We start from the raw sequence: 23,415 nt of genomic DNA on the forward strand, positions 1-23,415 counted from the left end.
AGTTCTCCGAGCTGCGTGTCCGTCATCCGCGCGAGTCCTTCTCCGTTGTGCCGGCGCCTCCCGTCCCGTTCGGAGCGAGGGGCGCCGTGCGCCGTGCGATCGTCCGGAAGCGAACGATCGATGATTTGATTATGTCTGCCATAAGTTTTTGAACTAGAACATATGACGGTATATTTCATCGAGTTTCTTCATATAAATATGTAACGAAACGTCATCACACATATATCCGTGCTCGAATTCAATAGAAATACGAGTACAGATCCAGTCCGGCGACCCCGGACCCCGACAAGGAGGCACCATGCCAATCACCCAGGAAGCCGCGATCCCCGACGGGCATCGGCCCGTCGGCTCATCAGGTCTCATCGTCTCGGAACTCGGCGTCGGCGCGAGCACCTTCGGGCGCTCGGGCATGCGCGCGCAGGGCGCCGCGCAGGTCCAGGCGATCGTCGACCGCGCGATCGATCTCGGTGTCACCTACTTCGATCTCGCGGAGGGCTACGGGGACGAGGTCGGTCTCAGCGAGCGGCTCTTCGGCGACGCGCTCAGGGGTCGCCGCGAGCAGGTGGTCATCGGCACCAAGTTCGGCCGGTCGCTCCGGGAGACGCACGGACCGGCCTACTCCCTGACCGGATCCCGGAAGTACATCCTGACCTCCGTGGAGGAGTCGCTGCGCCGACTCGGCACCGACTACATCGACCTCTACCAGATCCACTTCCCCGATGCCCGAACCCCGATCGACGAGACCCTCTCCGCGCTCACCGATCTCGTACGCGCGGGCAAGGTCCGCTACATCGGCGCATCGAACTTCGCCGCGTGGCAGATCGCCGACGCCCACCATCTCGCCGAGGCGGCGGGGCACGCTGCGTTCGTCTCGACGACGGACGAGTACAACCTGCTGTGGCGGAGACCCGAGGAGGAGCTCATCCCCGCCCTGCAGCGCTTCGGGCTCGGACTCATCCCCTACTTCCCCCTGCAGAACGGCCTGCTCACCGGGAAGTACTCGGCCCGGCACGCACCCGAGGGCGCGAAGATCACGAACCTCAAGCGCAACCTGCTGCGGGAGGCCCCGTGGGAGGCTCTCGCACGCTTCGAGTCGTTCGCCGCGGAGCGCGGCATCACCCCGGCCGCCGCCGCGCTCGGGTGGCTTCTGGCGCAGCCGACGGTGGCGAGCGTCATCGCGGGTGTCACCGTCCCCGAGCAGCTCGACGAGAACCTCGCGGCCAGCCGTTGGGTGCCGACCGCCGACGAGGAGCGGGAGCTGCGCACCCTCCTCCCCGGTTCCCTGAGCGGGGGACCGGGCCGGGTCGTCACGGACGATGGAGCGGAGTCGTGAGCGGCGCAGGAGCGGGGACCGCACTCGGAAGCGAGCCCCGCCCCGCGGTCTCCGGGCGCTCCGGAGCACCCGCCGGTCGACCGCTCCCGTCTCCCCTCGTCGACCTCGAGGCGCTGCTGGCCGCGTCGGCCGAGCGCCCCCACCGACTGATCGAGATCGGCGCGGAAGCGGCATCGGAACCCGATACCGAGCCGCTCGTACCCGGCGCGCTCCGCCTGCGGATGGCCGACTTCGCTGGGCCGGAGACCGCCACCACCGGGCGGCAGCCGCTGCCGGACCACGCCCGGCTCGCGGACGCTCTGACCGCGGCCGGCATCGCGCCCGGCACCGCGCTGCTGCTGTACGCGCGGGAGGCCTCGGCGCTCAGCATCGCCGCTCGCGGATGGGTGACCCTGCGCTGGGCGGGGGTGATCGACGTGCGGGTCCTCCGGACCCCGCCCGCCCGCCGCACCGCCGAGCTCGCCGCGTGGGTCGCCTCGTCCTCCTCGCAGCCGCTCCGCGCGGCTCCGGCGGCGTTCGTCCCGGACGGCACCGTCGTGGCGACGACGGCGCAGGTCGCCGCTCGCTCCGCGGAGACGCTGCTCATCGACGCCCGGAGCCCCGAGGCCTACGGGGGCGACGGTTCCCACATCCCGGGCGCGCGCAAGCTCCCCACCGGACTGCTCGTCGACGGTACCGGCGTGAGAACTCCGGAGGAGGTCCGTGCCGCCTATCGCTCCGTGCTCGGCATCGCTCCGGAGCAGCACGAGATCATCCTGTCGTGCGGCAGCGGGATCTCGGCCAGCCTCCAGGCGCTCGCGCTCGCCTCGGCCGGAGTCGCCGCCCCGGTCTACATCGGATCCTGGTCGGAGTGGAGCAAGGTCGAACGATAGCATCGCACGATATCATTCGTGATATACGCGACAGTATGCTCGGTGCAACCAGGAGTATTTTATGGCATTTGAACGTAAATACAGCGACGAAGTGCGCACCGCATCCGTCGAAGAGGTGTTCCGACGCCGACGCGCCGAGCCCGGCAACCGCGCCATCATCCGGGAGGTCGCCGAGGAGTTCGACGTGGGGCCGCAGTCGCTGCGGCAGTGGATCGCCAGGCACGACGACGGCAGCTACGACTTCGACGATGCGCCGTCGCCCGCCGTGTCGCTGAGCAAGCAGGATCTGCTGCACCGGATCGCCGAGCTCGAGCAGCGCATCGCGACGCTCGAGGAGGACAACCGCAGCCTGACCCGCGTCGTCGCGATGTTCGCGGATCAGCTGCGCCCGGCGTCCCCCTGACGGGTCCTCGTAAGACTTCTCAACAGCGGACCGGGGACGCGGCCGGGGACGCGGGGACGCTTGCTACAGTGTGCGGACGCGATGCGCGTCGGCGCTCCGCCGGCGGCCCGCCCGCCCGATCAGGAGGCATTCGGATGGAAGACAGCGTCATCGTCGCGAGCCGGCTGCACGGCGAGTTCACCGATACCCGCGGACGCTACCGGCTGCGCGGCGAGGGCTTCGAGCTGCTGTCCGACGGGTCGCCGCTCAGCGGGGGTCCCGGCGAGGCCGCGAGCGCGATCGACCTCCTCGTCGCCTCGCTCGTCTCCTGCGCGCTCAACGCCTTCAGGCAGGATCTGCTCGGCGAGGGCGAGGGCGATCGACGCGTCGAGATCTTCGCCCGCGTCGAGCGGAGCGTCGACGCGCGCACGCTCGGCACACTCGTCATGGAGTGCTTCATCGACAGCGACGGCGAGGATCCCGTGAGCCCGGACCGGCTCGTCGAGGAGTACAAGCGGCGCTGCCGGATCTACAACGCCCTCAAGGACGACCTGCCCGTGGAGTTCGTCATCCACGGCTCGGACGACGCGGGCTGGTAGTCCGTTGCGGCCCGCGGATGCGCTGCTGTTCCGTCCCGGGGCGGATCCCGCGGCGGCGACCCCGGTCTTCGTCGAGGTCGTCCCGTGGCGCACGCAGCCGGGCGATGCGTCCCTCTCCGCGCCCACGATCCCGGGTGCGCACCGCGCCGGCGTCCGCACCGTGTTCGCCGGCGTCCCGCGACCCGGCACCGGCCATCTGCCGCTCCCCGACCCGGCCTGCGTCCGAGCGACGGCGGCGCGCTGGCGAGCCGGCGTCCCGGCGCCACGCGACATCGTGCTCTTCACCAGGAGGGCCGAGGACCTCACCTCGGCCACACGGGCGTGGTTCATCCTCTCCTGGGCCGGCGTCGACGGCGTGCGGGTGATGCTCGGCGGCCTGCCCGCCTGGGTCGCGACCGGGGGCGCGCTGGGGGGTGCCGCGCGAGATCCGGCCTCCCGCACGCCGCGGCCGAAGCCCCGCATCCCGCATCGCGCGAGCACCGGACCACCTCCCGCACACGAGCGGGCGGGTGCGCGGTTCGTGCAGACGCTCGACGCCGACGGGGCCGCGGAGGTCGCGGTTCGGGGAACTCTCCTGGATGCCAGGCCCGCGGAGCACTACGCCGGGTTCCTCGACGACGAGCGCTCGGGGCACGTGCCCGGAGCGGTCTCCGCACCGGCGTCCGACCTGCTCGCCGCGGAGGGGTCGCTGCTCTCACCCCCGGCGCTCCGGCGGTGGTTCCTGGAGCACGGCGCGATCGGCTCCCATCCCGTGGCGGCCTACTGCCACGGGGGCGTCGCGAGTTCGTCCCTCGTCTTCGCCGCCGCGCTGCTCGGGCAGCGCGTCGACCTCTACGTCGACTCCTGGAGCGCCTGGGCGACGGACCCCGACCGGCCCGTGGCGCACGGCGCTGAACGCGGCGCCACGACGGGACCCGACGTCGGCTGCCTGGATCCGCTCACCGACGCGCGCTGAGCGCCGACATCAACCGCCGCTCGACCACCGCTGTCTCCTTTCGCCGGCACGCACCGCCAGATCGATCCGGTTCTCCGGCGGCGGCAGCGGACAGAGATACGCCGCGGCGAACGAGCACGGCGGAAGGTACGATCGGTTGAAGTCGAGCCGCACCGGCTGCGCCTGCCCGTGCCCCTGGGGCAGTTCGACATCGAGGAATCGGAACGATGAGGTCTCCGCTCCATTCGTCGCGTCGGAGAAGGTGACGTGCAGGCCCTGGCCGACACGGAATCCCAGGACGGAGTACTCTCGCCCATCGGCGCTGAACCGGATCCGTCCCGCCACGGGAAAGTCGGTGGAGCCGCCGTCGGCCTGCTGCACCCTGAGCGATCGAGGGGCGGGATCGAACGCACCCCCGATGTGCCACCTCGGATCCCAGTCGAAGGCGTCGATATCTTCGAGTGCTGCGCGCGCCGACGCGGCCGGATCGAACACACGCACAGCCAATGCGTCTTCGCGGGAGACGACTCGCACGAGGCGATCGCCGAGCGCTGCGGAGTCCCCCGCCGCGAGCGCGGAGTCGACTCCTTCGACCTCATGCGGGTGCACCCTCCCGACGGAGGCCGACCAGAGCCCGGTCAGTCCCTCGATTCTCCGGGGCTCGTCGTCGAGCCACACCGTCGAGACGGCTGCGGCGATGCCGTGCGGGGCGAGCGCAGCAGCGAGGCGACCGCGCCGCCAGGCCTCCCACCGATTCTTCTCACTCGACGGCCCTCCCTCCTCGAGCGCTCCGTCTTGCGAACGCGCGTTCACCGCGACTGTCATCAGAATCCCCTTCCCGGGTTCAGGATCCCAGCGGGATCGAATACGCGCTTGATGCCCTCGTGCAGCTCGACGGCCACGTCGCCGAGTTCCTTCCGGCCCCACGCTCGCTTCACGCTGCCGACGCCGTGCTCCGCGCTCACAGTCCCCCCGAACTCGAGCGCGAGGGCGAAGATCTCATCGGCGGCGACCTGCGCGGACGCCGCAAGATGTGCACGGCGTTCGGGGTCGTCGTCCTCCGGTACGAGGATGATGGGATGGAGATTGCCGTCACCCGCGTGGCCCATCGTGAAGATGCGGGTGCCGGTGCGCGCCGCGATCTCCTCGATGCGCTCGACAACGTGGGCGAGTCGGCTGACCGGAACCGCGATGTCCTCGATGAGCAGCCTGCCGAGGCGTTCGATCGATGGCAGCGCGAGGCGTCGGGTGCGGATCAGCAGGTCGGCTTCCGCGGGGTCGGCGGTCCGGTGGATCTCGGAGGCGAAGGGGCCGAGGAGCTCGGCGATACGCGCGGCCTCGGCCTGCGAGCCCCAGCCGTCCGCCTGAACGAGCAGGAACGCGTTGCCGCGCAGACTGTAGTCGGTTCCCGTCGCCGCGTCGATGGCGCGAAGCGTGGCCGCATCGAGGAGCTCGCAGAGACTCGGAGTCACGTCCGAACCGAGCAGCGCGACCGCCGCCTCGGCAGCAGCATTGATTGAGGGGAAGTAGGCCGCGAGCGTCACGGTGTCGCGCGGGATCGGCTGCAGCGCCACCGCCGCTTCCACGACCACGGCGAGCGTGCCCTCCGAACCCGTGATCAACGAAACGAGGTCGAACCCGACCACCCCCTTCGTCGTCGGTGCTCCGGTGCGCAGTGTGCGGCCGTCTCCGGTCACGACCGTGAGCGCGCGGATCGCGTCGCGCGTCACCCCGTACTTGACCGCGTGGAAGCCGCCGGCGTTCGTCGCGATGTTGCCGCCGATCGACGAGATCTCGACGCTCGCGGGATCGGGAGCGTACTGCAGTCCGTGGGCGGCAGCGGCGGAGTCGAGCTCTGCCGCGGACACTCCCGGCTCGACGACCGCGATCTGATCGACGGCGTCGATCTCCACGATGCGATCGAGCCGCGACATATCGAGTACGATCCACCCGCTCCCCGCTGCAGCTCCCCCCGCGAGTCCGCTCCCCGCCCCCCGCGTCGCCACGGGCGTCCCGAAAGCGGATGCCGTGCGGAGCGCATACGCGACGCCGTTTCGGTTCAGCGCGCGGATCACCGCGACCGGTGAGCCGTCGACGGACGAGGACGACCGGTCGCGGATCGGGCCCGACGTCGGCTCGTCGATCTCGAGGTCCGCGGATTCTCCGAGCGCTGCGAGGAGAGCAGTCTCCGCTCCGGTCCCTTGCGATGTCGCCGCACTCCCGTGCCGGCCTCTCTCGGGCTGCGCCATCTCTCGGCCTCTCTTCCGCGCTCGCGGACGGAGCGCCTGATCTGCTCGGACACGCATCGAGCGATCCGATCTCCGACACTAGGATCGCTTCTCCCGGATGTCCAAGAAGTTCCCTCGATGGGCATCCATCGCCGATCAGTATCAATCGGCGATGACCAATGATCGCGCCGATCCTCGGCCCATATCCCCTGCCAGGAGACGGTCACGATCCGTCATCTCCGCACCGGCGCCTGCATTCCGAACCGTCGGGGGATATAGTCCGAATCATGACGAACCGTGATTCGATTCTCATCACCGCAGAGGACCTCGCAGCGCAGTTGCGCGCCGAACGCGATCTGCCCGCCGATGCGCCCCGCACGCGCCTGCTCGACGTGCGCTGGACGCTCCCGCAGCCCGACGGCCGGGCGGCTTTCGCCGAGACGCACATCCCCGGAGCGGTGTACGTCGACCTCGATACCGAGCTTGCCGAGCACAAGTCCCCGCGCGACGGCCGACACCCCCTTCCGGATCCCGATCATCTCCAGCGAGCAGCACGGTCCTGGGGCATTCGCGAGCAGGACCAGGTGGTGGCCTATGACGGAGGAGGCAACTATGCGTCGGCACGCGTGTGGTGGGTGCTGCGGAACGCCGGGTTCGCTCGCGTGCGTCTGCTCGATGGAGCGCTGCCGGCTTGGATCTCGGCCGGGTTCCCGGTCGAGACCGGAGTTCCGGAGGTCGTGACGGGCGACGTGACGCTCGGCTCAGGGCATCTTCCGGTCATCGACCTCGACCAGGTGGCGAGCTTCGTGGCCGCGGGGGGCGCACTCCTCGACGCGCGGGCGCCGGAACGATACCAGGGGCTCGAAGAGCCCGTCGACCCTCGCGCGGGGCACATCCCCGGTGCTCTGAACGCCCCCACCGGCGAAAATCTCGACGACTCGGGCCGGTTCCGCCCCGCCGACGAACTGCGGGATCGTTTCGCGGAACTCGGCGTCGACCGCACCCGGTCCGTCGGCGTCTACTGCGGTTCGGGCGTGACCGCTGCGCACAATCTCGTCGGGCTCGCGCTTGCGGGCCTCGAGGGCGCACTCTTCCCGGGCTCCTGGTCGCAATGGTCGAATCACGAGGAGCTGCCGGTCGCCACCGGCATCGACCCCTGAGCCACGAGTTCTGTCCCCGCACCCGCTGCGAGCGCGCCGGCGATCAGAGCACCGCGTCGGGCGCCGGTGCAGGCTGCGCTGCGGCGACCAGCTCACGGGTGTACTCGGCGAGCGGTTGCTGCAGGACCGCGGCCGTGCTCCCCGACTCCACGACGCGACCGTGCTGCAGCACCACGACCTCATCCGCGATCTCGCTGACGAGCGCGAGATCGTGCGAGATGAACAGCATTCCGATGTCGTGCTCGCGCTGCAGCCGCCGAAGCAGTGAGACGATCGTCGCCTGCACCGTTACATCGAGCGCACTGGTCGGTTCGTCGCACACGAGCAGGTGCGGCTCGAGGCTCAGCGCGCGCGCGATCGCCACGCGCTGCTGCTGCCCGCCCGACAGCTCCAACGGACTGCGGTCGGCGAAGGCCGCGGGCAGCCCGACTTCCTCGAGGAGGCGGCTCACCCTCCCGGCCGCTGCAGCGGCCGAGCCTCCGTTCGCCCGGATGGGCTCGCCGATCACCTCGGCGACCGAGTACCTCGGATCGAATGTGACCGCGGCGCTCTGAGGGATCAGCTGTGTGCGCCTGCGGAACCTACGCCGCGCGTCCCGGTCCTGAGCGCTGAGGCGATCGCCCTCGAAGACGATCTCTCCGTCGCTGAGCGGATCCAGGCCGAGCGCCAATCGACCGACGGTCGTCTTGCCCGCACCGGACTCGCCGACCAGGGCGAGCGTCGAGCCTCGGCGAAGCGCGAACGACACGTCTTCGACGAGGGTCGTCTCCGTACGTCTCCACGATCCCTCCGCGCGCGCCGGCACCCGTCGACTGATGGCCTCCGCGCGCAGCAGTACGGACTCGTCCGGAACCTCGATGTGCCGCGCGGGGACCGGCTCGACCCGGCGGATCCGGGGCGAGGCTCGGATCAGCGCCCGCGTGTACTCCTCCTGCGGGTACTCGAACACCGTGGACGTGGCACCGTTCTCGATGATGCGACCGTGCCGCATCACGTACGACGTGTCGGAGTAACGGGACGCCACGGAGAGATCGTGCGTGATGAGCAGGAGGCCGCGATCCTGTCCGGACGACAGGGAGCGGAGCAGGTCGAGGATCTGCCGCTGCACCGTCGCATCGAGAGCGCTCGTCGGCTCGTCGGCGACGATGAGCCTCGGCTCCCCGGCAACCGCTATCGCGATCAGGACACGCTGCAGCATTCCGCCGGAGAACTCGTGAGGGTACTGATTCGCGCGCCGCCGGGGTTCGGAGATCCCGACCTGTTCGAGCAGTTGCTCGGCGCGCACGCGGGCAGCGGCGCGACTCAGCGGCCGGTGCGCGCGCAGCGCCTCCACGATCTGCGCACCGATCCGCTGCAGGGGGTGCAGCCCTCGCCGGGGGTCCTGCGGAACGAAACCGATCGCAGCTCCTCGAAGCGCGCGCAGCGTGCGCTCCGGAGCCCCGACGATCTCCTCCGCACCGACGGAGATGCTGCTCCCGGCCGCGATCCTCGCACTCGCGGGCAGTTGCCCCACCACGGCCTTCGCGAGCGTGCTCTTGCCCGATCCCGATTCCCCGACGAGCGCGACGAACTCCCCCGAGCCCACGGTCAGAGAGGCCTCCGCGACGGCGCGATTCTCGGATCCCGTCGGAAGACGGTAGTCCACGGACAGACGGTCGATCGCGAGTACGGATCGCGGGGTGGGCGGAACGGGGGTCACGTTCCCTCCTTCGTCAATCGTTGAAAGTGCAGATAGATCCCGTTCGCCGCCACCACGACAGCGGTCACGGCGATCCCGGGGAAGGTGGTCATCCACCATGCCGTGCTGAGGAACCCTCGTCCCTCGGCCATGAGCGCTCCCCACTCGGGCTCGGGCGGGACGACTCCCAGGCCGAGAAAGCTCAGCGAGGAGATCGCGATGATGCTCGCACCGAACTCGAGCGCGGCATAGGCCGCGACGGGGGAGAAGGCGTTCGGCAGCACATGGCGGATGAGGTTCGAGAATGGACCTCTGCCCGCGAGGCGCCCCGCCTCGACGAAGGGGGCCTGCGCGGTCACGATCACACTCGAGCGCATCAGTCGGGCGAATGGCGCGATCCCGGCCAGCCCGACGGCGAGCGCGACGTTCTGCGTGCCGAACCCGAGCGCGGCGACGATCGCCAGGGACATCATGAGGCTCGGCACCGACATGAGAAGATCGGTCACCCGCATGATGACGGCGTCTGCGCGCCCGCCGATGGAACCGGCAGCGAGCCCCAGCACGCTCCCGCCGATGCAGGAGATCCCGAGTGCGAACAGGCTGGCCACGAGCGAGATGCGCGCACCGTAGATCACACGGGTGTACACGTCGCGACCGAGGTTGTCGGTGCCGAACGGATGCTCGGACGAAGGTCCCTGCAGCTTGTGATCCGAGAACAGCTCGTAGGGCGATTTCGTCGTGAACCACTCGGGCATGAGCGCGGCGAGCACGGCGATGGCGAGCACCGCCAGCGGTACCACGAGCCCGATACCGCGCCTCCGACTTCGACGACGACGGCCGGACGCGCCGACCGGAGGAGGGCCCGGCTCGGCGGACGCCGACCCTTCAGCCTGGCGGTCGATGCCTGCGCCGCTGCGCGCCTGTTCGATCACTGCGGTCATCGCGATGCCCTCACTCTCGGGTCGACGAGCGGGTAGACGGAGTCGGTGACGAGGTTCACCAGCACGAAGGCGACCGCCGTGACGACGATGATCGCCTGCACGAGCGGCAGGTCGCGCTGCAGGACCGAGGACTGCATGAGCGCGCCGATCCCCTGCCTCGAGAAGATCGTCTCGGAGACGACGGCCCCTGCGAGCAGCGTGCCGAAGTTCACTCCGATGACGCTGATGGTCGGCAGGAGCGAGCTGGGCAGCACATGTCGGAGGTGGACTCGGGCGCTCGACACACCCTTCGCCACCGCGGTCTCGACGTACAGTTCGCCCCGGGACCTCGCGATTCCGTCGATCGTGACCTGAGCGATGAGAGAGGCGTACGGCACCGCGATCGTCACCGCCGGCAGCACGAGCGAGCGCCACCCGTCATCGCCCGCGACGGGGAAGAGACTCCACCTGAAGGAGAAGAGCTGCAGCAGGATCAACGCGATCCAGAAGGTCGGCACGGCGGTACCGAAAGCAGGGAGGATCCGGAAGAGCCGTGCGGCCCCCGATCGCGGCCGGAAGGTGACGAGGACGGCGAATGCGATCCCGAGCACGATCGCGAGGGCCATGGCCGCGAGTGTGAGCGCGATCGTGGAGGGGATGGCCTCGGCCAAGAGCTGGGTGACTGGCGCGCCGTAGCGCACGGATTCGCCGAGGTCGAGACGGAGGTACTGCTGCAGCACGTCGAAGTACTGCAGCAGGAACGGGCGGTCCAGCCCCAGCGAAGCGCGCAAGGCCTCCTGCTCGGCGGGGTCCACGTAGGTACCTCCGTCTCCGCCGAGCAGGACACTCACGCTGTCCCCGGGAATGAGGTAGAGCACGATGAACGAGACCGTGAACGCGCCCCACACGACGAGGACTCCCTGCGCGAGGCGCAGCAGCAGCCGTTTCGCGGGCTCGTGCATCTTGGCGACCTAGTTCTCGAGGGTGATGTCGGTGTACAGCGGTCCGGGGCCGGAGAGGAAGGGCAGCTGGATGCTCCCGCCCACCTTGCTCGACACCACGAAGGACTGCGCCCAGTCGTAGATCGGGATCAGGTAGCCCTCATCGATGATCTCGGCCTGGATCTCGGCCAGCACCTCGTTGCGCTCTGCGACATCCGCAAGCTGCACCTGCCGGTCGAGAAGCTCGTCGATCTCGGAGGGCTCCGTGCGGTGGTTCCAGTTCCCGTCTGCGAATCCGAGCACCGCGCGGAGCGTGTCGGGCTCCGGCGTGTAGCCGTTGGCCCAGCGGACGCCCTGCTCACCGGCGTCGTAGACCGCCTGCTGCTGACCCGTGGGAAGCAGGTTGATCGTCACCTCGACGCCGATCTCGGCGAGCTGCTCCTTGAGCACCGCCGCGATGTCCGGGCTACTGTTCCAGCTGAACTCGCCCGTGATGTCGAAGGAGAGCCGCTGACCGTCCTTCTCGCGGATCCCGTCCGCACCGACGATCCAGCCGGCCTCCTCGAGGATCCGCTCCGCTCCCTCGGGATCGTAGACGAGCCGATCGCTCAGATCTTCATACCCCACCGTCACATGGCTGAGGGCCGAGGTCGAGGGCACGAACCAGTCTCCGATCACGCCCGCGACTGCGGACTCGCGGTCGATACCGATCTGCAGCGCGTCGCGCACGGCCGGGTCGCCCAGCACCGGATGCTGCAGGTTCGGCACCAGCGTCACGGGGTAGCCGCCGTTGGTCGTCGTATACACCTTGCCTCCGCCGGCTTCGATGCGATCGACATCCTGCGCGAGTGCGACCGAGTAGGCGTCGATCTGGCCGCTCAGCAGACTGTCCGCGAGCACCGCGGTGTCCTGGATGCTGACGATCTCGAGACCGGCGAGATACGCAGCACCCTGGTTCTCAGCCAGCGGGTTGCCCCAGGCGTAATCCTCACGGCTGGAGTAGACCAGCGATTCGCCGGGCGTGAAGCTGTCGATGACGAACGGACCGGTGCCGACGACGCCCTGCGCGCAGCGCTCCTCGGCCGACAGCGCGGCGGAGGCCTCGGAGACGATCCCGAGATTCGTGGTCGCCGCACCCTGGAGGAAGGCGATGTTCGGCGAGGAGAAGGTGACCGTGACCGTGTGCTCGTCGGTCGCCGCTGCCGTCTCGTAGTCGTTGAGATATCCGATCGGCAGCGAAGCAGCCGCACCGAGCTCCTCCACGATGGCGTTGAGACTGGTCGCGACCGCCTCGGGTGTGAGGTCGGTGCCGTCGCTGAAGGTCACGCCCTCTCTGATCGTGAACAGGAACTCCGTCGCGTCGTCGTTCACCGAGTACTCGCTCGCGAGCCAAGGGAGGTACTCGCCGGTCTCCGGATCCTGCGCGAGCAGACTGTCCGTCACCGGCTTCAACTGGTAACTCGAAGGATTGTTACCCCGCTGATGAGGATCCGCGCAGTCGACGACCTTGTCGCCGAATCGCAGCACGCCGCCTCCCCCGTTCGTCTCCGAGCCCGACTCCGCGGGCGCGCCGCTCGAGCACGCGGCGAGAGCGACGAGAGACGCGGATGCCGCGACGAGGAGCGCGGCGCTCCGGACTGTATATGTCATGTTTCCGTACTTTCTGATCTTGGCGATGGTGATGAGTGGTTCAGGATGAGCCGACGAGCCGACGCGCGCGGGCGGGGTGGCCGTCGTCGAGTCTGGAGCGGCCGAACAGGCGCTCGCGGAGCGTGCCCGGGCCCTCGTGCTCGCCGCGCATCAGTCCTCGCTCGGTGAGTACCGGGGACAGGTGGTCGGCGAAGTCCTCCCAGGAGCCGGGCGAGATGAGGTAGTGGACGTTGAGCCCGTCGACGCCGACGTCGCGCCAACGCTCGATCGCATCTGCGATCTGCTCAGGCGTGCCGACCGTATGCTGCCGACCGGTCCAGCGCACATACTCCTCGAACGTCCAGTCGTGGTCGGGTGCGCGCTCCAGCCGAATACGCAGCCCGCCGAGACGCTCCTCTCCGTGCCGTTCGAGGAGTTGCGAGAGCTTCGCGCACCAGGGGATCCACGCCAGCTCCGCACCAGCGCTCTCGGCGAGCTTCACCAGCAGCGATTCGGGCGATCTGAACTCCGCGAGTTCGTCGTCGAGGGCGCGGGCCTCCGCTTCCGTGCTGCCGAGCACGAAGGCGAACTTCGTGAAGATCTTGAGATCGGCGGGGTTCCGCCCCGCACGCTCGGCACCGGCGCGGATCCGCGCGACGTTCTGCGCCGGGTCACCGACCTCGATCGAGGAGAACACGCCCTCGGCGTGGGTTCCGGCGAACGCGGCGAACCGGTCGGAGGCGCCTGCCGTGAAGATCACCGGCGTGCGCTGCGGCGACGGTTCCGAAACGTGACGACCGGGCACGTCGAAGAACTCCCCGGCGTGCCCGATCGCACGGATGAGCGACGGGTCGGCGTACCTGCCGCGCTCCCGGTCGCGCAGCACCGCTTCCTCATCCCAGCTCTGCTCCCAGAGTCGGTAGACCACGTCGAGGTACTCCTCGGCACGCGCATAGCGGTCATCCCGGCCGGGCAGGCCCCCGTATCCGAGGTTCCGACCGGTCCCGGCGATCGAGCCGGTCACCACGTTCCACCCCAGGCGGCCGCCGCTCAGATGATCGAGGGTGGTGATCTTTCGCGCGAAGGAGTACGGGGGCTCCTGCAGGACGTTCTGGGTGAACGCGAACGAGAGCTCCTCGGTGCTCCCGGCGAGCAGCGATACGATGCTCGCCGCATCGAGGACGGGCGCCTGCAATCCGGTGGATAGCGCCAGATCACCGGTGCCGTCGACCGTCTCGTAGGGCGCGAGCACATCGGCGAAGAAGAGCAGGTCGAATCGCGCCCGTTCGAGCGTCTGCGCGATGTGGATCCAGTAGCGCGGATTCGTGTACTGCAGTTGAAGGCTCCGCGGGTTCGCCCACTGGCCGTGGTCGTGGTGCGAGGGCGCCAACATGTTGAACGCGCTGAAGACGAGGGGCTTCGGGTTCGGCATGGCGATCTCCTGTTCGGATGGAGGACGGAATCGATGAGGGCCGGCGCGGCGGCGCCGTCCTGACACGTTGCGAACGTACGGGAGCGGTTCGCATCATGTCCAAGCACGAAACGATATGCCGAGCGATCCACAGTCGTGATGACCCGGATTCCCCTGGCACCGTCTCGAATCCGAGCCGGCGACGGGTCTCGGGAGTGCGCTCCGGCAGTCGGCAAGGTTGCGTTCTGTTACCGACCCCGGACGGTCCGGATCGACTTCGACGACCGCCGGAAGCCAGTCGTCGCCTAGGGGATGATCCATCGATCCCGCTGATGATTCGGCATCGTGGTTCCTGCTTGGACACCCGGATGCGGGGTGTCATAGCGTTCGAGAGCACCACCACCGGCACACCCCGAAAGGCCCGAATTGCCCTCCACGAAGAAGCCCATACGTCTTGTCTTCAATCTCATCCCCTCCGGGATTCACGATGCCGCTTGGACGCAGCAGGATCGCCCGGCCGAACTCTCGACCGACATCGACCGGCTCGTGCAGAACGCCCAGATCGCCGAAGCCGGCAAGCTCGACGCCGTGTTCATGCCGGACAGCTACGGCGGCTTGAACCTCTCGGATCCTCCGCGTCGCCCCTGGCGCGCGCTCGATCCCACGGTGGTCTTCTCCGCGATCGCCGTCGCCACGGAGCGGATCGGCCTGATCCCCACCATCAACGCGACCTACGGATCGCCGTATCAGGTCGCGCGAGACATCCTCTCCCTCGACCATCTCAGCCGGGGCCGGGCCGGATGGAACGTGATCACGAGTCAGAACGCAGCGGCGCTCGACATCCTCGGCATCGACGGTGTCGACGACCGCGACACGAAGTACGCGCGCGCGGAGGAGTTCCTGACGATCGTGCACGAACTGTGGGACTCCCTCCCGGAGCAGGCGATCGTGGCCGACCCGTCGAATCTCCGGTATCTCGACGTCGATGCGGCGCGACCGATCGACTTCCGGGGCGCACATTTCACGAGCGCCGGAGTGCACTCGCTCCCGCGGTACCGCGGGAACAAGCCGGTGATCGTCCAGGCGGGTGCATCGCCGCAGAGCCAGGAGTTCGGCGCCCGCTGGGCGGATGCGCTCTTCACGAAGCACCGCACGATCGCGTCGGGCCGGGAATTCACCGCGAACGTGAGACGCCACACCGCGGCGGCCGGACGCGACCCCGACGACATCGTCGTCCTACCCGGACTCCTTCCGATCGTGGCCTCCACCGAGGCCGAGGCCTTCCGCGTGAAGCGCGAACTGGATGAACAGCTCGACCTCGACTACCTGCGGGAGGCCCTCGCCGACCGGCTCGGGGTGCCGTCGACGCTGCTCGATCTCTCCCGCCCCCTGCCCTACTCGGAGATCGAGGTCGAGCACGCGAGCCCGTACGACCGGCAGCAGCGCGGCAATCTGGTGCAAGAGGCGCGGGACAAGGACCTCACGACCCATGACGTGCTGCTCAACAATTTCTTGGCGGGCCACCGGGTCGTCATCGGAACTCCGGAACGGGTGGCGGACGACCTGCTCGAGTGGGTCGACGCGGACGCCTCGGACGGCTTCGCCTTCAATGTCGAGTCCAACCCGCGGGGCATCACCTCGATCGTGGAGGGGCTCGTCCCCGAACTCCAACGTCGCGGCAGGTTCCGGACCGAGTACACCGGAGAGACCTTCCGCGAGCGGCTCGGAATCGGTGCCGGAGCCCGTCCTCACCGAGAGGTGCGCGCATGAGCCCCGTTGTCTCCTTCCCTCGGGCCTCACTGTTCGACGTCGAACGGCTGCGCGAGCTCACACGGATCGCGACGGAGGATGCAGAAACCAACGATCGCGAGTCGCGTTTTCCCACCAGGACGCTCGGACGGCTGCACGAGGAAGGGGTCTATCACGCCATCTTCGCGACAGATCCCGCCGCGTCCAATCTGGAGCTGGTGCGGCTGATCCAGGCGGTGTCCGAGGGTGACCCGGCAGCCGGTCTCGTCCTCGTCAACACCATTCACGCCGCGCACAAGTTCTCCCTCACGGATTCCTGGCCGGCGGGACTCTCCGAACGATTCGACGAGTTGCTCGCCGCCGGGCCGGTTAACCTCAACTCGGCCCGCGCCGAACCCGAGCTCGGCGCCCCAGCCCGCGGCGGGCTGCCCAAGACCGTGGCTCGAAGGACCGCACACGGCTGGGCGGTCTCGGGGCGCAAGGCGTATGTCACGGGCAGCAGCCATCTCGACTATCACTCAGTCTGGGTGCGTACCGACGAGGACCCGACCCGCGTCGGCCACGTCCTGGTGCCCGCCCGCCATCCCGGGATCGAGGTCGTCGAGACCTGGGACCATCTGGGGCTCCGGGGCAGTGCGACGAACGACGTCGTGTACACGGACGTCGAGGTGCCGCTCGACCACTTCACCGAGATCCCCTACGTCGACGGCAGATACGTGGATCCCGTCGGCCGGGGCGGTCCGTCGAGCCTCTTCCACGTCGCGATCTACGTGGGGGTCGCACGCGCGGCGCAGCGAGCCTTCGCCGATTTCGCCTGGGGCCGGATCCCCTCCGCGCTCGGCACGCCGATCGCGGAGACCGAACGGATCCGCTCGATCGCGGGCGAGATCGAGGGTCATCTCGTGCAGGCCGAGGAACTGCTCATCGGCCTGACCGCCCGCGCCGATCTCGGGGATCCCGTAGCGGTCGAGCGCACTCGGATCGCGAAGCCCCTCATCGCGGAGTCGGCGATCTCGGCCGTGCAGACCGCGATTGCGGCGCTCGGAAACCCGGCGCTCTCGCGCGCGCTCCCACTCGAGCGCCACCTGCGTGATGTGCTTCTCGCACGAGTGCACCCACCGCAGCTCGACCTGGCTCGTGTCGCGGTCGGTCGCCGCGAACTCGACCGACTGCGACCCGTCGCATTGCTCGGAAAGGATCTCTCGTGAGCCGCTACGTCATCATCGGCGCCGGAGCCACTGGCACCGCCCTCGCTGCGCAGTTCCACCTGCACGGACAGCCCTATCTCCTCGTCGCCCGGGGACGACAGGCCGAAGTGCTGCGGCGATCGGGCCTGGTGTATCAACGGCCCGATCGCCGTGACACGCTGAGGCTCGCTGTCACCGCCGCAGATGCCGAAACGGAGCTTCGACGCGACGACGTGCTCGTATTCACCCCGAAGGCGCAGGATCTGGACGCCGCGCTGGGAGATTGGGCCTGGCGGCCGGTGTCGGAAGGCGGCGTGGCATCGCAGTTGCCCGCCGTGACGCTGCAGAACGGGCTGGAGTCGGAACGCTGGGCCCTGCGCCGATTCCCTCGAGTGCTGGGCGCATCTCTGAACCAGGCCGCGCTCTTCATCGAACCTGGGCGTGTCTCCGTGCGATCGGCGCCGACGCCGGGCGTCTTCACGATCGGCGCGTTCCCCGGCGGCCCCTCTGCGCTCGCCGAAACGGTCGCCGAGGATCTGCGTCGTTCGGCGTATGCCGTGCAGACGACCGAGGACATCGGCAGGTGGAAGGCGGCGAAGCTGCTCTTCAATGTGAAGAACGCGGTGGATGTGTTCGGCGGCTCGCCCGAGGCGACCGCCCGTCTGCGCGACGCGCTCGTCTCCGAGGCTCGCGAGGTGCTGACGGCCGCAGCGATCGACTTCGCAGGCCCTGAGGAGCGGACCGTCGACGACTCCGGCTTCATCGTGCGCAAGGCACCCGACGAGCCGTCGGGAATGTCGACCTGGCAGAGCTTCGCCCGCGGCGACGCCCGCGGCCAGGAGGCGGATTATCTCAACGGGGAGATCGCGCTCATCGCTCGGTTGCACGGCCTGGAAGCACCCCTGAACGCAGCGGTGCAAGAGACGCTCGCCGTCTCGTTCCGAGCCGGAGAGCCACCCGGGACTCGCGACGTCGAGAGCATTCTCCGCTCGGTCTCGACCTGACACGAGCAGCTCAGGCGGAGACGGCCCGCAGCTTCTGGAATCGATGTCCTGAGAAGAAATCGGTCAAGGCCTCGCGTGCCGTCTCCTCGAGGTCGCTGTCGACCCCGCGTCTCGCGGCGAGGTTCACTCCGATCTCGCCGAGCCCCGGCAGCGAACTCCGCACTTCGAGCCCGTGCGGAGGGGTCAGGCCCGCTGCGGGGAGCACCGCGACGCCGAGGCCGGCGCGAGCCGCAGCGATGACGCCTTCGAGGCTCGCCGATTCAGCCGCGATCTCGACCTGATACCCCGCCTGATTCAGTTCCTGCAGGGCGCGCTGGCGCATGCCGCACGGTTCGACGTAGGCGATCAGCGCGATCGGTTCGCCCGGCACCGGCGCGCGCCAGTCGGGGGCGGCGTACCACTGCAGCGGCAGATTGCCGACCTGAGTGCCGACGGTCTCCGTGCCGAACCCGAGCACCACCGCGAGATCGAGCTCTCCCCGGCCGATGGCCTCGCCGATCTGGGTCGATCGGTCGATGGTGAACTGCACCTGGTACCCGGGATAGGCCGACTTGATCGTGCGGAGCAGATCGGGAAGGATCTGTTCGGCGGCCGTTTCCGACGATCCGATCATGACGTGCGGCGTCGGACCGGCGTTGAGGCGGGAGAGTGCCTCATCGTGCGCGGAGAGGATCCGTCGAGCTTCGAGCAAGAGGGCTTCCCCAGCCGGCGTGAAACGGGTTCTCCTCCCCTCGCGATCGACGAGAGGCTGTCCGAGGCGGCGCTCGAGCTGGCGCACATGCTGGCTCACGGCGGGCTGGCTCAGGTGCAGCGCTGTCGCGGCGCGCCCGAACCCGCCATACTCCGAGATCGCGAGAAACGTTCGCAAATGCGAAATTTCAAGAATGGAAGACATAAGTACATGTTATGTTGGCGCGTCGGCGCCACCCGCCATCCGGGTCTCTCTTCGTAATATGCTCCGCAGGCCGAGAGCCGAGGACGGTCCGGCGGCGCCGAGGCCCCGCCACCCGGCTCAGGACTGCAGCCCTACAGCCAGGCGAAGCGCTCGCGCAGCGCGGTGAGCAGGCCGACCTCCTCGATCGTGCCGGTGACGCGGCCGGCCGCGGCCTGCACCTCCGGCACGGCCTGGCCCATCGCCACCGAGTCGCCCCGGCGCGCCGCCCAGCGCAGCATGTCGATGTCGTTGCGCCCGTCACCCGCCGCGAAGATCCGCGAGTCGTCGATGCCGACCTTCTCGGCGATGACCTCGAGCGCGCTCGCCTTCGTCACCCCGTCGGGCGCGATGTCGAGCCAGGAGGTGCTGCCCACCGCGTACGAGACGTGGGTGAGGCCCAGCGTCTCGACCGCGTCGAGGAACTCCTCGAGACGGTGGTCGGGCGACACCACGACCACCCGCGAGGCCTGCACGCCCAGCAGTTCCTCGAAGCGCACGCGGCGCTGCCGCGCCGGCAGGGTGCCCGTGGGGATGGTGTCGGTGTAGAGGAAACCGCCGTCGGCCAGCTCGACCGCGAAGCGGGCGGAGACGAGCTGGGTGCGGATCTTCACGAGCGCATCGCTCGGGTCGAAGGCCTCGACGTACTCGCGGCGATAGGCGCGATGGGCGAGCGGATCCCGGCGCAGCGTCACCGCGCCGTTCGCCGCGACGACCCACTCGGGACGGATCCGCAGCTTCTCGACGATGGGCAGCGTCGCGTCGACCGAGCGCCCCGTCGCGATGACCACCTCGTGGCCGGCGTCGTGCAGGGCGCGGATCGCGTCGCCGAGTTCGGGATCGATGTGCCCCGACTCGGGATCGTCGCCGGCACCCGTGAAGCCGTGGTGCAGCACCGTGCCGTCGAGGTCGAGCGCGATGAGATGCCGCTGCTCGGCCGGAACGATACTCGTCATACGATCAGGCCTCCGGCACCAGCGTCGCGAGCCCGCCGAGGTAGGGGCGCAGCGCCTCGGGAACGGTGACGCTGCCGTCGGCCCGCTGGTGCGTCTCGAGGATCGCGACCAGCCATCGTGTGGTGGCGAGCGTGCCGTTGAGCGTCGCGACGGGCGCGGTCTTGCCGGTCTCCGTGCGGAAGCGGGTGGCGAGGCGGCGGGACTGGTACGTCGTGCAGTTCGAGGTGGAGGTGAGCTCGCGGTAGGCGCCCTGGGTCGGCACCCAGGCCTCGATGTCGAACTTGCGCGCGGCGCTCGAGCCGAGATCCCCTGCCGCCACGTCGATCACGCGGTAGTGCAGGCCGAGCGACTGCAGCATCTCCTCCTGCCAGGCGACCAGGCGATCGTGCTCCGCCTCCGCCTCGGCGGGGTCGGCGTAGACGAACATCTCCAGCTTGTTGAACTGGTGCACGCGCAGGATGCCGCGGGTGTCCTTGCCGTGCGATCCGGCTTCGCTGCGATAACAGGTGGACCAGCCCGCGTAGCGCACCGGGCCCCGCGACAGGTCGATGATCTCGTCGGCGTGGTAGCCCGCGAGCGCCACCTCGCTCGTGCCCGTGAGGAACAGGTCCTGGGCCGGCAGGTGGTAGACCTCGTCGGCGTGCTCGCCCAGGAAGCCAGTGCCCTGCATGATCTCGGGCTTCACGAGCGTGGGGGTGATGAGCGGGGTGAAGCCGTGCGCGAGCGCGCGGTCCAGCGCCAGGTTCATGAGGGCCAGCTCGAGCCGCGCGCCGACGCCGCGCAGGAAGTAGAAGCGAGCGCCCGAGACCTTCGCCCCGCGCTCCATGTCGATGGCGCCGAGCAGCTCGCCCAGCTCCAGGTGATCCCGCGCCTCGAAGTCGAACTCGGGCTTCGACCCGACCTCGCGCAGCGTGACGAAGTTCTCCTCGCCGCCGGAGGGCACCCCCTCGATGACGAGGTTCTCGATGCGCATCGCCAGCGCCTCGAACGCGGCCTCGGCCTCCTTGGCGCGGGCCTCCGCGGCCTTCACCGAGGCGGCGAGCTGCTGCGCCTGCGCGATGAGCGCCGGCTTCTCGTCCTTCGCGGCGGCCTTCACGCGCCCGCCGAACTCCTTCTGCTCGGCGCGCAGCGTCTCGAACTCGGTCAGCGCCGAGCGACGAGCGGTATCGGCGGCGAGCGCCTCGTCCACCACGGCCTCGTCGTTCCCCCGCGCTCGCTGGGAGTGCTTGACGGACTCGGGATCGTTGCGGAGCAGTACTGGATCGATCACGGCTCCCAGCTTAGCGGTGCCCTTCTGATACCCGCCCGAACCGTCCTCGCCGCGCGCTCGCGCAGGAGAAAACCACTCGTGCAGGAGGGTTTCGCCGGATCAGTGCTGCACGACGGGGGATCTCCTGCATGAATGACGCGAGCCGCCGCCGCTACGCTGGTTCCCATGCCCAGCACTCCCGCGCGTCAGCTGCCGAGCGCCGCCGTGGTCTACCATCCGCTCAAGACCGATCTCGCCGCGCTGCGCACCGCGGTCGCGTTCCAGGAGCGGCACTCCGGCTGGGCCCCGACGCGCTGGTACGAGACCTCGGCCGACGACGCGGGGATCTCCGCGACCCGCCGGGCGATCGCCGACGGCGCGAACGTCGTGCTGGCCAGCGGCGGCGACGGCACGGTGCGCGCCGTCTCCGAGGTGCTGCGGGGCAGCGGGATCCCGATCGCCGTCGTGCCCCAGGGCACCGGCAACCTGCTCGCCCGCAACCTCGGCGTGCCCCTGGGCCGCTTCGACGAGATCGTGCGGGCCGCGTTCATCGGCTCCAACCGCCGCATCGACCTGGGCGTACTGAAGATCGTGCGGGAGGACGCCTCCGAGGACGAGCACGTGTTCCTCGTGCTGGCGGGGATGGGTCTCGACGCGCGGGCGATCTCGGCGACGAAGGCCACCCTCAAGAAGCGCCTGGGGTGGCTGGCGTACGTCGACGCGGGCATGCGCACCATGCTCACCGACGGCCCCCTGCAGATCCACTACTCGGTCGACAACGCACCCGTGAAGACGCTCTCCGTCTACACGGTGATGATCGGCAACTGCGGCCTGATGCCCGGCGGGGTGCTGCTGATCCCCGACGCGGAGATCGACGACGGCAAGCTCGACGTGGTGGCGCTCAGGCCGCTCGGCCCGTTCTCGTGGCTGCGGATCTGGAACAAGATCGGCTGGGAGAACGGCGTGCTGCGCAAGACGAAGGCCGGGCGCCGGATCATCGACCTGGTCAACGACACGAAGAGCGTCAGCTACACGCGCGCCACCCGCTACGCGCTCGCGGTCTCCAAGCCGGAGCCGATCCAGCTCGACGGCGACGACTTCGGGCTCGCGCTGGCGGCGCGGGGCGAGGTGGACCCCGGGGCGCTCGTCGTGCGCGTGCTCCCCGACTGGTCGCCGCGGCTCTGAGGCCGCGGCCGATCCGAGCACGGGCCCGATCCGGGATCCGGACCCGACTTCGATCCGGCAGCCCGGACGGCCCGTCACACCTCGCCGTCGGGGGTGCCCTCGATCACACCGCGCAGCCAGTCTCGGGCGTCGCGGAACGTCTCGTCGTCGTGGGCGTCGCGGATCGTCGCCGCGATGCGGTCGGCGCGCGGGTAGGAGCCGAGGAACACGACGCCGGGGCTGAAGCGCTTCACGCCGAGCAGGGCGTCGGCCACCCGCTCGTCCTTGATGTGCCCCTCCGCGTCGATCACGAAGCGGTAGCGCCCCATGCGATCGCCGATGGGGCGCGAGGCGAGCAGGGTGAGGTTGACGCCGCGGGTGGCGAACTGCTCCAGCAGCTCGAGCAGCGCGCCCGCCCGATCCTCGGGCAGTTCGACGATGAGCGAGGTCTTGTCGGCGCCCGTGGGCTCTCCGACCGGCACCGTGCGGCTGACGAGCACGAAGCGGGTGACGGCGTCGGGGTTCTCGGCGATGCCCTCGGCGAGCACCTCGACGTCGTAGTGCGCCTCGATGCCGGGGGGCGCGATGGCCGCGTCGATGCGCTTCTCGGGGTCGAAGAGATCGGCCGCGGCCTGCACGTTGGAGGTGGCCGGGAGGTGGCGATGCCGCGGCACCTGATCGTCGAGCCAGGCGCGGCACTGGCCGTAGGCCACGGGGTGACCCGTCACCACCGCGATGTCCTCGAGCCGCACGCCGGGCCGCGCCACGAGCACGAAGCGCACGGGCACCAGGTACTCGCCGACGATCCGCAGGCCCGGGATCGTGGCCAGCGCGTCCTGCGCCACCGTGACGCCGCCGTCGATCGAGTTCTCGATCGCGATCATCGCCGCGTCGCTGAATCCCGAGACCACGTCGCCGAGCGCCTCGCCCAGGTTGGTGACGGGGTTCCACTCCTGCCCGGCGGCCTCGGGCACCTGCCTGAGCGCCGCCTCGGTGAAGGTCCCCGTCGGCCCCAGGTAGGAGTAGCGGCGGGTGGTGGCGGGCGTCTCGGGCATGGAACAAGGCTACCGGTGCAGAGGCCGTCGCCG

21 protein-coding genes and 1 pseudogene are annotated in these 23,415 nt (G+C 69.4%); 10 read left to right on the plus strand and 12 right to left on the minus strand.

The features are described from left to right. Window positions 1-298: 298 nt before the first annotated feature. The 5 genes from ACWKZU_RS02720 to ACWKZU_RS02740 all read left to right on the plus strand — a co-directional run bounded on the left by ACWKZU_RS02720 (window position 299) and on the right by ACWKZU_RS02740 (window position 4,141). Complete coding sequence (locus ACWKZU_RS02720; protein WP_449280853.1) at window positions 299-1,333, plus strand: aldo/keto reductase; 1,035 nt, start codon at window positions 299-301, stop codon at window positions 1,331-1,333. Further along, complete coding sequence (locus ACWKZU_RS02725) at window positions 1,330-2,205, plus strand: sulfurtransferase (protein WP_449280854.1); 876 nt, start codon at window positions 1,330-1,332, stop codon at window positions 2,203-2,205. Before ACWKZU_RS02720 ends, ACWKZU_RS02725 begins: the two co-directional genes overlap by 4 nt. A gap of 61 nt (window positions 2,206-2,266) precedes the next feature. Further along, window positions 2,267-2,608 (plus strand): transposase, encoded by a 342-nt coding sequence (locus tag ACWKZU_RS02730; RefSeq protein WP_449280855.1) that lies wholly within the window; start codon window positions 2,267-2,269, stop codon window positions 2,606-2,608. 134 nt (window positions 2,609-2,742) lie between these two features. Further along, window positions 2,743-3,186, plus strand: coding sequence for an OsmC family protein (locus ACWKZU_RS02735; protein ID WP_449280856.1), 444 nt, complete (start codon window positions 2,743-2,745; stop codon window positions 3,184-3,186). A 4-nt stretch (window positions 3,187-3,190) separates the two neighbouring features. Next, entirely contained in the window at window positions 3,191-4,141 is a 951-nt protein-coding gene (locus ACWKZU_RS02740; RefSeq protein ID WP_449280857.1) for a sulfurtransferase, read from the plus strand. Between the two features lie 9 nt (window positions 4,142-4,150). Here the strand turns inward: ACWKZU_RS02740 and ACWKZU_RS02745 are convergent, their stop codons facing one another. Then, window positions 4,151-4,945, minus strand: coding sequence for a DUF1684 domain-containing protein (locus ACWKZU_RS02745; RefSeq protein WP_449280858.1), 795 nt, complete (start codon window positions 4,943-4,945; stop codon window positions 4,151-4,153). Then, window positions 4,945-6,426: an FAD-binding oxidoreductase gene (locus ACWKZU_RS02750; RefSeq protein WP_449280859.1), complete on the minus strand. Its 1,482-nt coding sequence runs from the start codon at window positions 6,424-6,426 to the stop codon at window positions 4,945-4,947. The genes ACWKZU_RS02745 and ACWKZU_RS02750 overlap by 1 nt, the downstream gene beginning before the upstream one ends. Before the next feature lie 209 nt (window positions 6,427-6,635). On the opposite strand from ACWKZU_RS02750, the gene ACWKZU_RS02755 reads away from it, so the two are divergent. Next, window positions 6,636-7,508, plus strand: coding sequence for a sulfurtransferase (locus ACWKZU_RS02755; RefSeq protein WP_449280860.1), 873 nt, complete (start codon window positions 6,636-6,638; stop codon window positions 7,506-7,508). Between the two features lie 43 nt (window positions 7,509-7,551). On the opposite strand, the gene nikE is transcribed toward ACWKZU_RS02755, so the two are convergent. Genes nikE through ACWKZU_RS02780 form a run of 5 tightly spaced genes read right to left on the minus strand, consistent with a single transcriptional unit; the run spans window position 7,552 to window position 14,108 of the window. After that, a complete protein-coding gene (gene nikE / locus ACWKZU_RS02760) occupies window positions 7,552-9,207 on the minus strand; it encodes a nickel ABC transporter ATP-binding protein NikE (RefSeq protein WP_449280861.1) in 1,656 nt (551 codons plus the stop codon). Then, window positions 9,204-10,127 (minus strand): ABC transporter permease, encoded by a 924-nt coding sequence (locus tag ACWKZU_RS02765; RefSeq protein WP_449280862.1) that lies wholly within the window; start codon window positions 10,125-10,127, stop codon window positions 9,204-9,206. The genes nikE and ACWKZU_RS02765 overlap by 4 nt, the downstream gene beginning before the upstream one ends. Next, on the minus strand, window positions 10,124-11,068 hold the full coding sequence (locus ACWKZU_RS02770) for an ABC transporter permease (protein WP_449280863.1): 945 nt from the start codon (window positions 11,066-11,068) through the stop codon (window positions 10,124-10,126). The genes ACWKZU_RS02765 and ACWKZU_RS02770 overlap by 4 nt, the downstream gene beginning before the upstream one ends. Window positions 11,069-11,077: 9 nt before the next feature. Further along, window positions 11,078-12,697 carry an ABC transporter substrate-binding protein gene (locus ACWKZU_RS02775; protein WP_449280864.1) on the minus strand — a complete coding sequence of 540 codons (1,620 nt, stop codon included), beginning with the start codon at window positions 12,695-12,697 and terminating at the stop codon, window positions 11,078-11,080. Between the two features lie 40 nt (window positions 12,698-12,737). After that, window positions 12,738-14,108 carry an NtaA/DmoA family FMN-dependent monooxygenase gene (locus tag ACWKZU_RS02780; RefSeq protein ID WP_449280865.1) on the minus strand — a complete coding sequence of 457 codons (1,371 nt, stop codon included), beginning with the start codon at window positions 14,106-14,108 and terminating at the stop codon, window positions 12,738-12,740. Window positions 14,109-14,513: 405 nt separating this feature from the next. Between ACWKZU_RS02780 and ACWKZU_RS02785 the strand changes: the two genes are divergently transcribed. Genes ACWKZU_RS02785 through ACWKZU_RS02795 form a run of 3 tightly spaced genes read left to right on the plus strand, consistent with a single transcriptional unit; the run spans window position 14,514 to window position 18,027 of the window. Then, window positions 14,514-15,857, plus strand: coding sequence for an NtaA/DmoA family FMN-dependent monooxygenase (locus tag ACWKZU_RS02785; protein WP_449280866.1), 1,344 nt, complete (start codon window positions 14,514-14,516; stop codon window positions 15,855-15,857). Beyond that, entirely contained in the window at window positions 15,854-17,044 is a 1,191-nt protein-coding gene (locus ACWKZU_RS02790; RefSeq protein ID WP_449280867.1) for an acyl-CoA dehydrogenase family protein, read from the plus strand. Before ACWKZU_RS02785 ends, ACWKZU_RS02790 begins: the two co-directional genes overlap by 4 nt. After that, a complete protein-coding gene (locus ACWKZU_RS02795) occupies window positions 17,041-18,027 on the plus strand; it encodes a ketopantoate reductase family protein (RefSeq protein ID WP_449280868.1) in 987 nt (328 codons plus the stop codon). The genes ACWKZU_RS02790 and ACWKZU_RS02795 overlap by 4 nt, the downstream gene beginning before the upstream one ends. A gap of 10 nt (window positions 18,028-18,037) precedes the next feature. On the opposite strand, the gene ACWKZU_RS02800 is transcribed toward ACWKZU_RS02795, so the two are convergent. From ACWKZU_RS02800 to serS, 4 genes and pseudogenes are all read right to left on the minus strand, one after another. Continuing rightward, entirely contained in the window at window positions 18,038-18,718 is a 681-nt protein-coding gene (locus tag ACWKZU_RS02800) for a LysR substrate-binding domain-containing protein (RefSeq protein ID WP_449280879.1), read from the minus strand. A gap of 18 nt (window positions 18,719-18,736) precedes the next feature. Beyond that, window positions 18,737-18,922 (minus strand): annotated as a pseudogene (locus ACWKZU_RS02805) (LysR family transcriptional regulator); the annotation flags it as partial. A gap of 131 nt (window positions 18,923-19,053) precedes the next feature. Next, window positions 19,054-19,914, minus strand: coding sequence for an HAD family hydrolase (locus ACWKZU_RS02810; protein WP_449280869.1), 861 nt, complete (start codon window positions 19,912-19,914; stop codon window positions 19,054-19,056). Window positions 19,915-19,918: 4 nt separating this feature from the next. Further along, window positions 19,919-21,184 carry a serine--tRNA ligase gene (serS, locus tag ACWKZU_RS02815; RefSeq protein ID WP_449280870.1) on the minus strand — a complete coding sequence of 422 codons (1,266 nt, stop codon included), beginning with the start codon at window positions 21,182-21,184 and terminating at the stop codon, window positions 19,919-19,921. A 165-nt stretch (window positions 21,185-21,349) separates the two neighbouring features. Between serS and ACWKZU_RS02820 the strand changes: the two genes are divergently transcribed. Next, window positions 21,350-22,348: a diacylglycerol/lipid kinase family protein gene (locus ACWKZU_RS02820; RefSeq protein WP_449280871.1), complete on the plus strand. Its 999-nt coding sequence runs from the start codon at window positions 21,350-21,352 to the stop codon at window positions 22,346-22,348. Between the two features lie 74 nt (window positions 22,349-22,422). Here the strand turns inward: ACWKZU_RS02820 and pheA are convergent, their stop codons facing one another. Next, window positions 22,423-23,382: a prephenate dehydratase gene (pheA, locus tag ACWKZU_RS02825; protein WP_449280872.1), complete on the minus strand. Its 960-nt coding sequence runs from the start codon at window positions 23,380-23,382 to the stop codon at window positions 22,423-22,425. Window positions 23,383-23,415 lie beyond the last annotated feature (33 nt).

This window comes from Leucobacter sp. (assembly GCF_053528595.1).

Excerpts from the sequence above, each read along its gene's own strand:
- ACWKZU_RS02750 (WP_449280859.1), bottom strand. The coding sequence starts at position 6,426 with ATGCGTGTCCGAGCAGATCAGGCGCTCCGTCCGCGAGCGCGGAAGAGA.
- ACWKZU_RS02790 (WP_449280867.1), top strand. The coding sequence starts at position 15,854 with ATGAGCCCCGTTGTCTCCTTCCCTCGGGCCTCACTGTTCGACGTCGAA.
- pheA (WP_449280872.1), bottom strand. The coding sequence starts at position 23,382 with ATGCCCGAGACGCCCGCCACCACCCGCCGCTACTCCTACCTGGGGCCG.
- ACWKZU_RS02720 (WP_449280853.1), top strand. The coding sequence starts at position 299 with ATGCCAATCACCCAGGAAGCCGCGATCCCCGACGGGCATCGGCCCGTC.
- ACWKZU_RS02820 (WP_449280871.1), top strand. The coding sequence starts at position 21,350 with ATGCCCAGCACTCCCGCGCGTCAGCTGCCGAGCGCCGCCGTGGTCTAC.
- ACWKZU_RS02770 (WP_449280863.1), bottom strand. The coding sequence starts at position 11,068 with ATGCACGAGCCCGCGAAACGGCTGCTGCTGCGCCTCGCGCAGGGAGTC.
- ACWKZU_RS02730 (WP_449280855.1), top strand. The coding sequence starts at position 2,267 with ATGGCATTTGAACGTAAATACAGCGACGAAGTGCGCACCGCATCCGTC.
- ACWKZU_RS02775 (WP_449280864.1), bottom strand. The coding sequence starts at position 12,697 with ATGACATATACAGTCCGGAGCGCCGCGCTCCTCGTCGCGGCATCCGCG.
- ACWKZU_RS02765 (WP_449280862.1), bottom strand. The coding sequence starts at position 10,127 with ATGACCGCAGTGATCGAACAGGCGCGCAGCGGCGCAGGCATCGACCGC.
- ACWKZU_RS02745 (WP_449280858.1), bottom strand. The coding sequence starts at position 4,945 with ATGACAGTCGCGGTGAACGCGCGTTCGCAAGACGGAGCGCTCGAGGAG.
- ACWKZU_RS02810 (WP_449280869.1), bottom strand. The coding sequence starts at position 19,914 with ATGACGAGTATCGTTCCGGCCGAGCAGCGGCATCTCATCGCGCTCGAC.
- ACWKZU_RS02755 (WP_449280860.1), top strand. The coding sequence starts at position 6,636 with ATGACGAACCGTGATTCGATTCTCATCACCGCAGAGGACCTCGCAGCG.
- ACWKZU_RS02780 (WP_449280865.1), bottom strand. The coding sequence starts at position 14,108 with ATGCCGAACCCGAAGCCCCTCGTCTTCAGCGCGTTCAACATGTTGGCG.
- ACWKZU_RS02735 (WP_449280856.1), top strand. The coding sequence starts at position 2,743 with ATGGAAGACAGCGTCATCGTCGCGAGCCGGCTGCACGGCGAGTTCACC.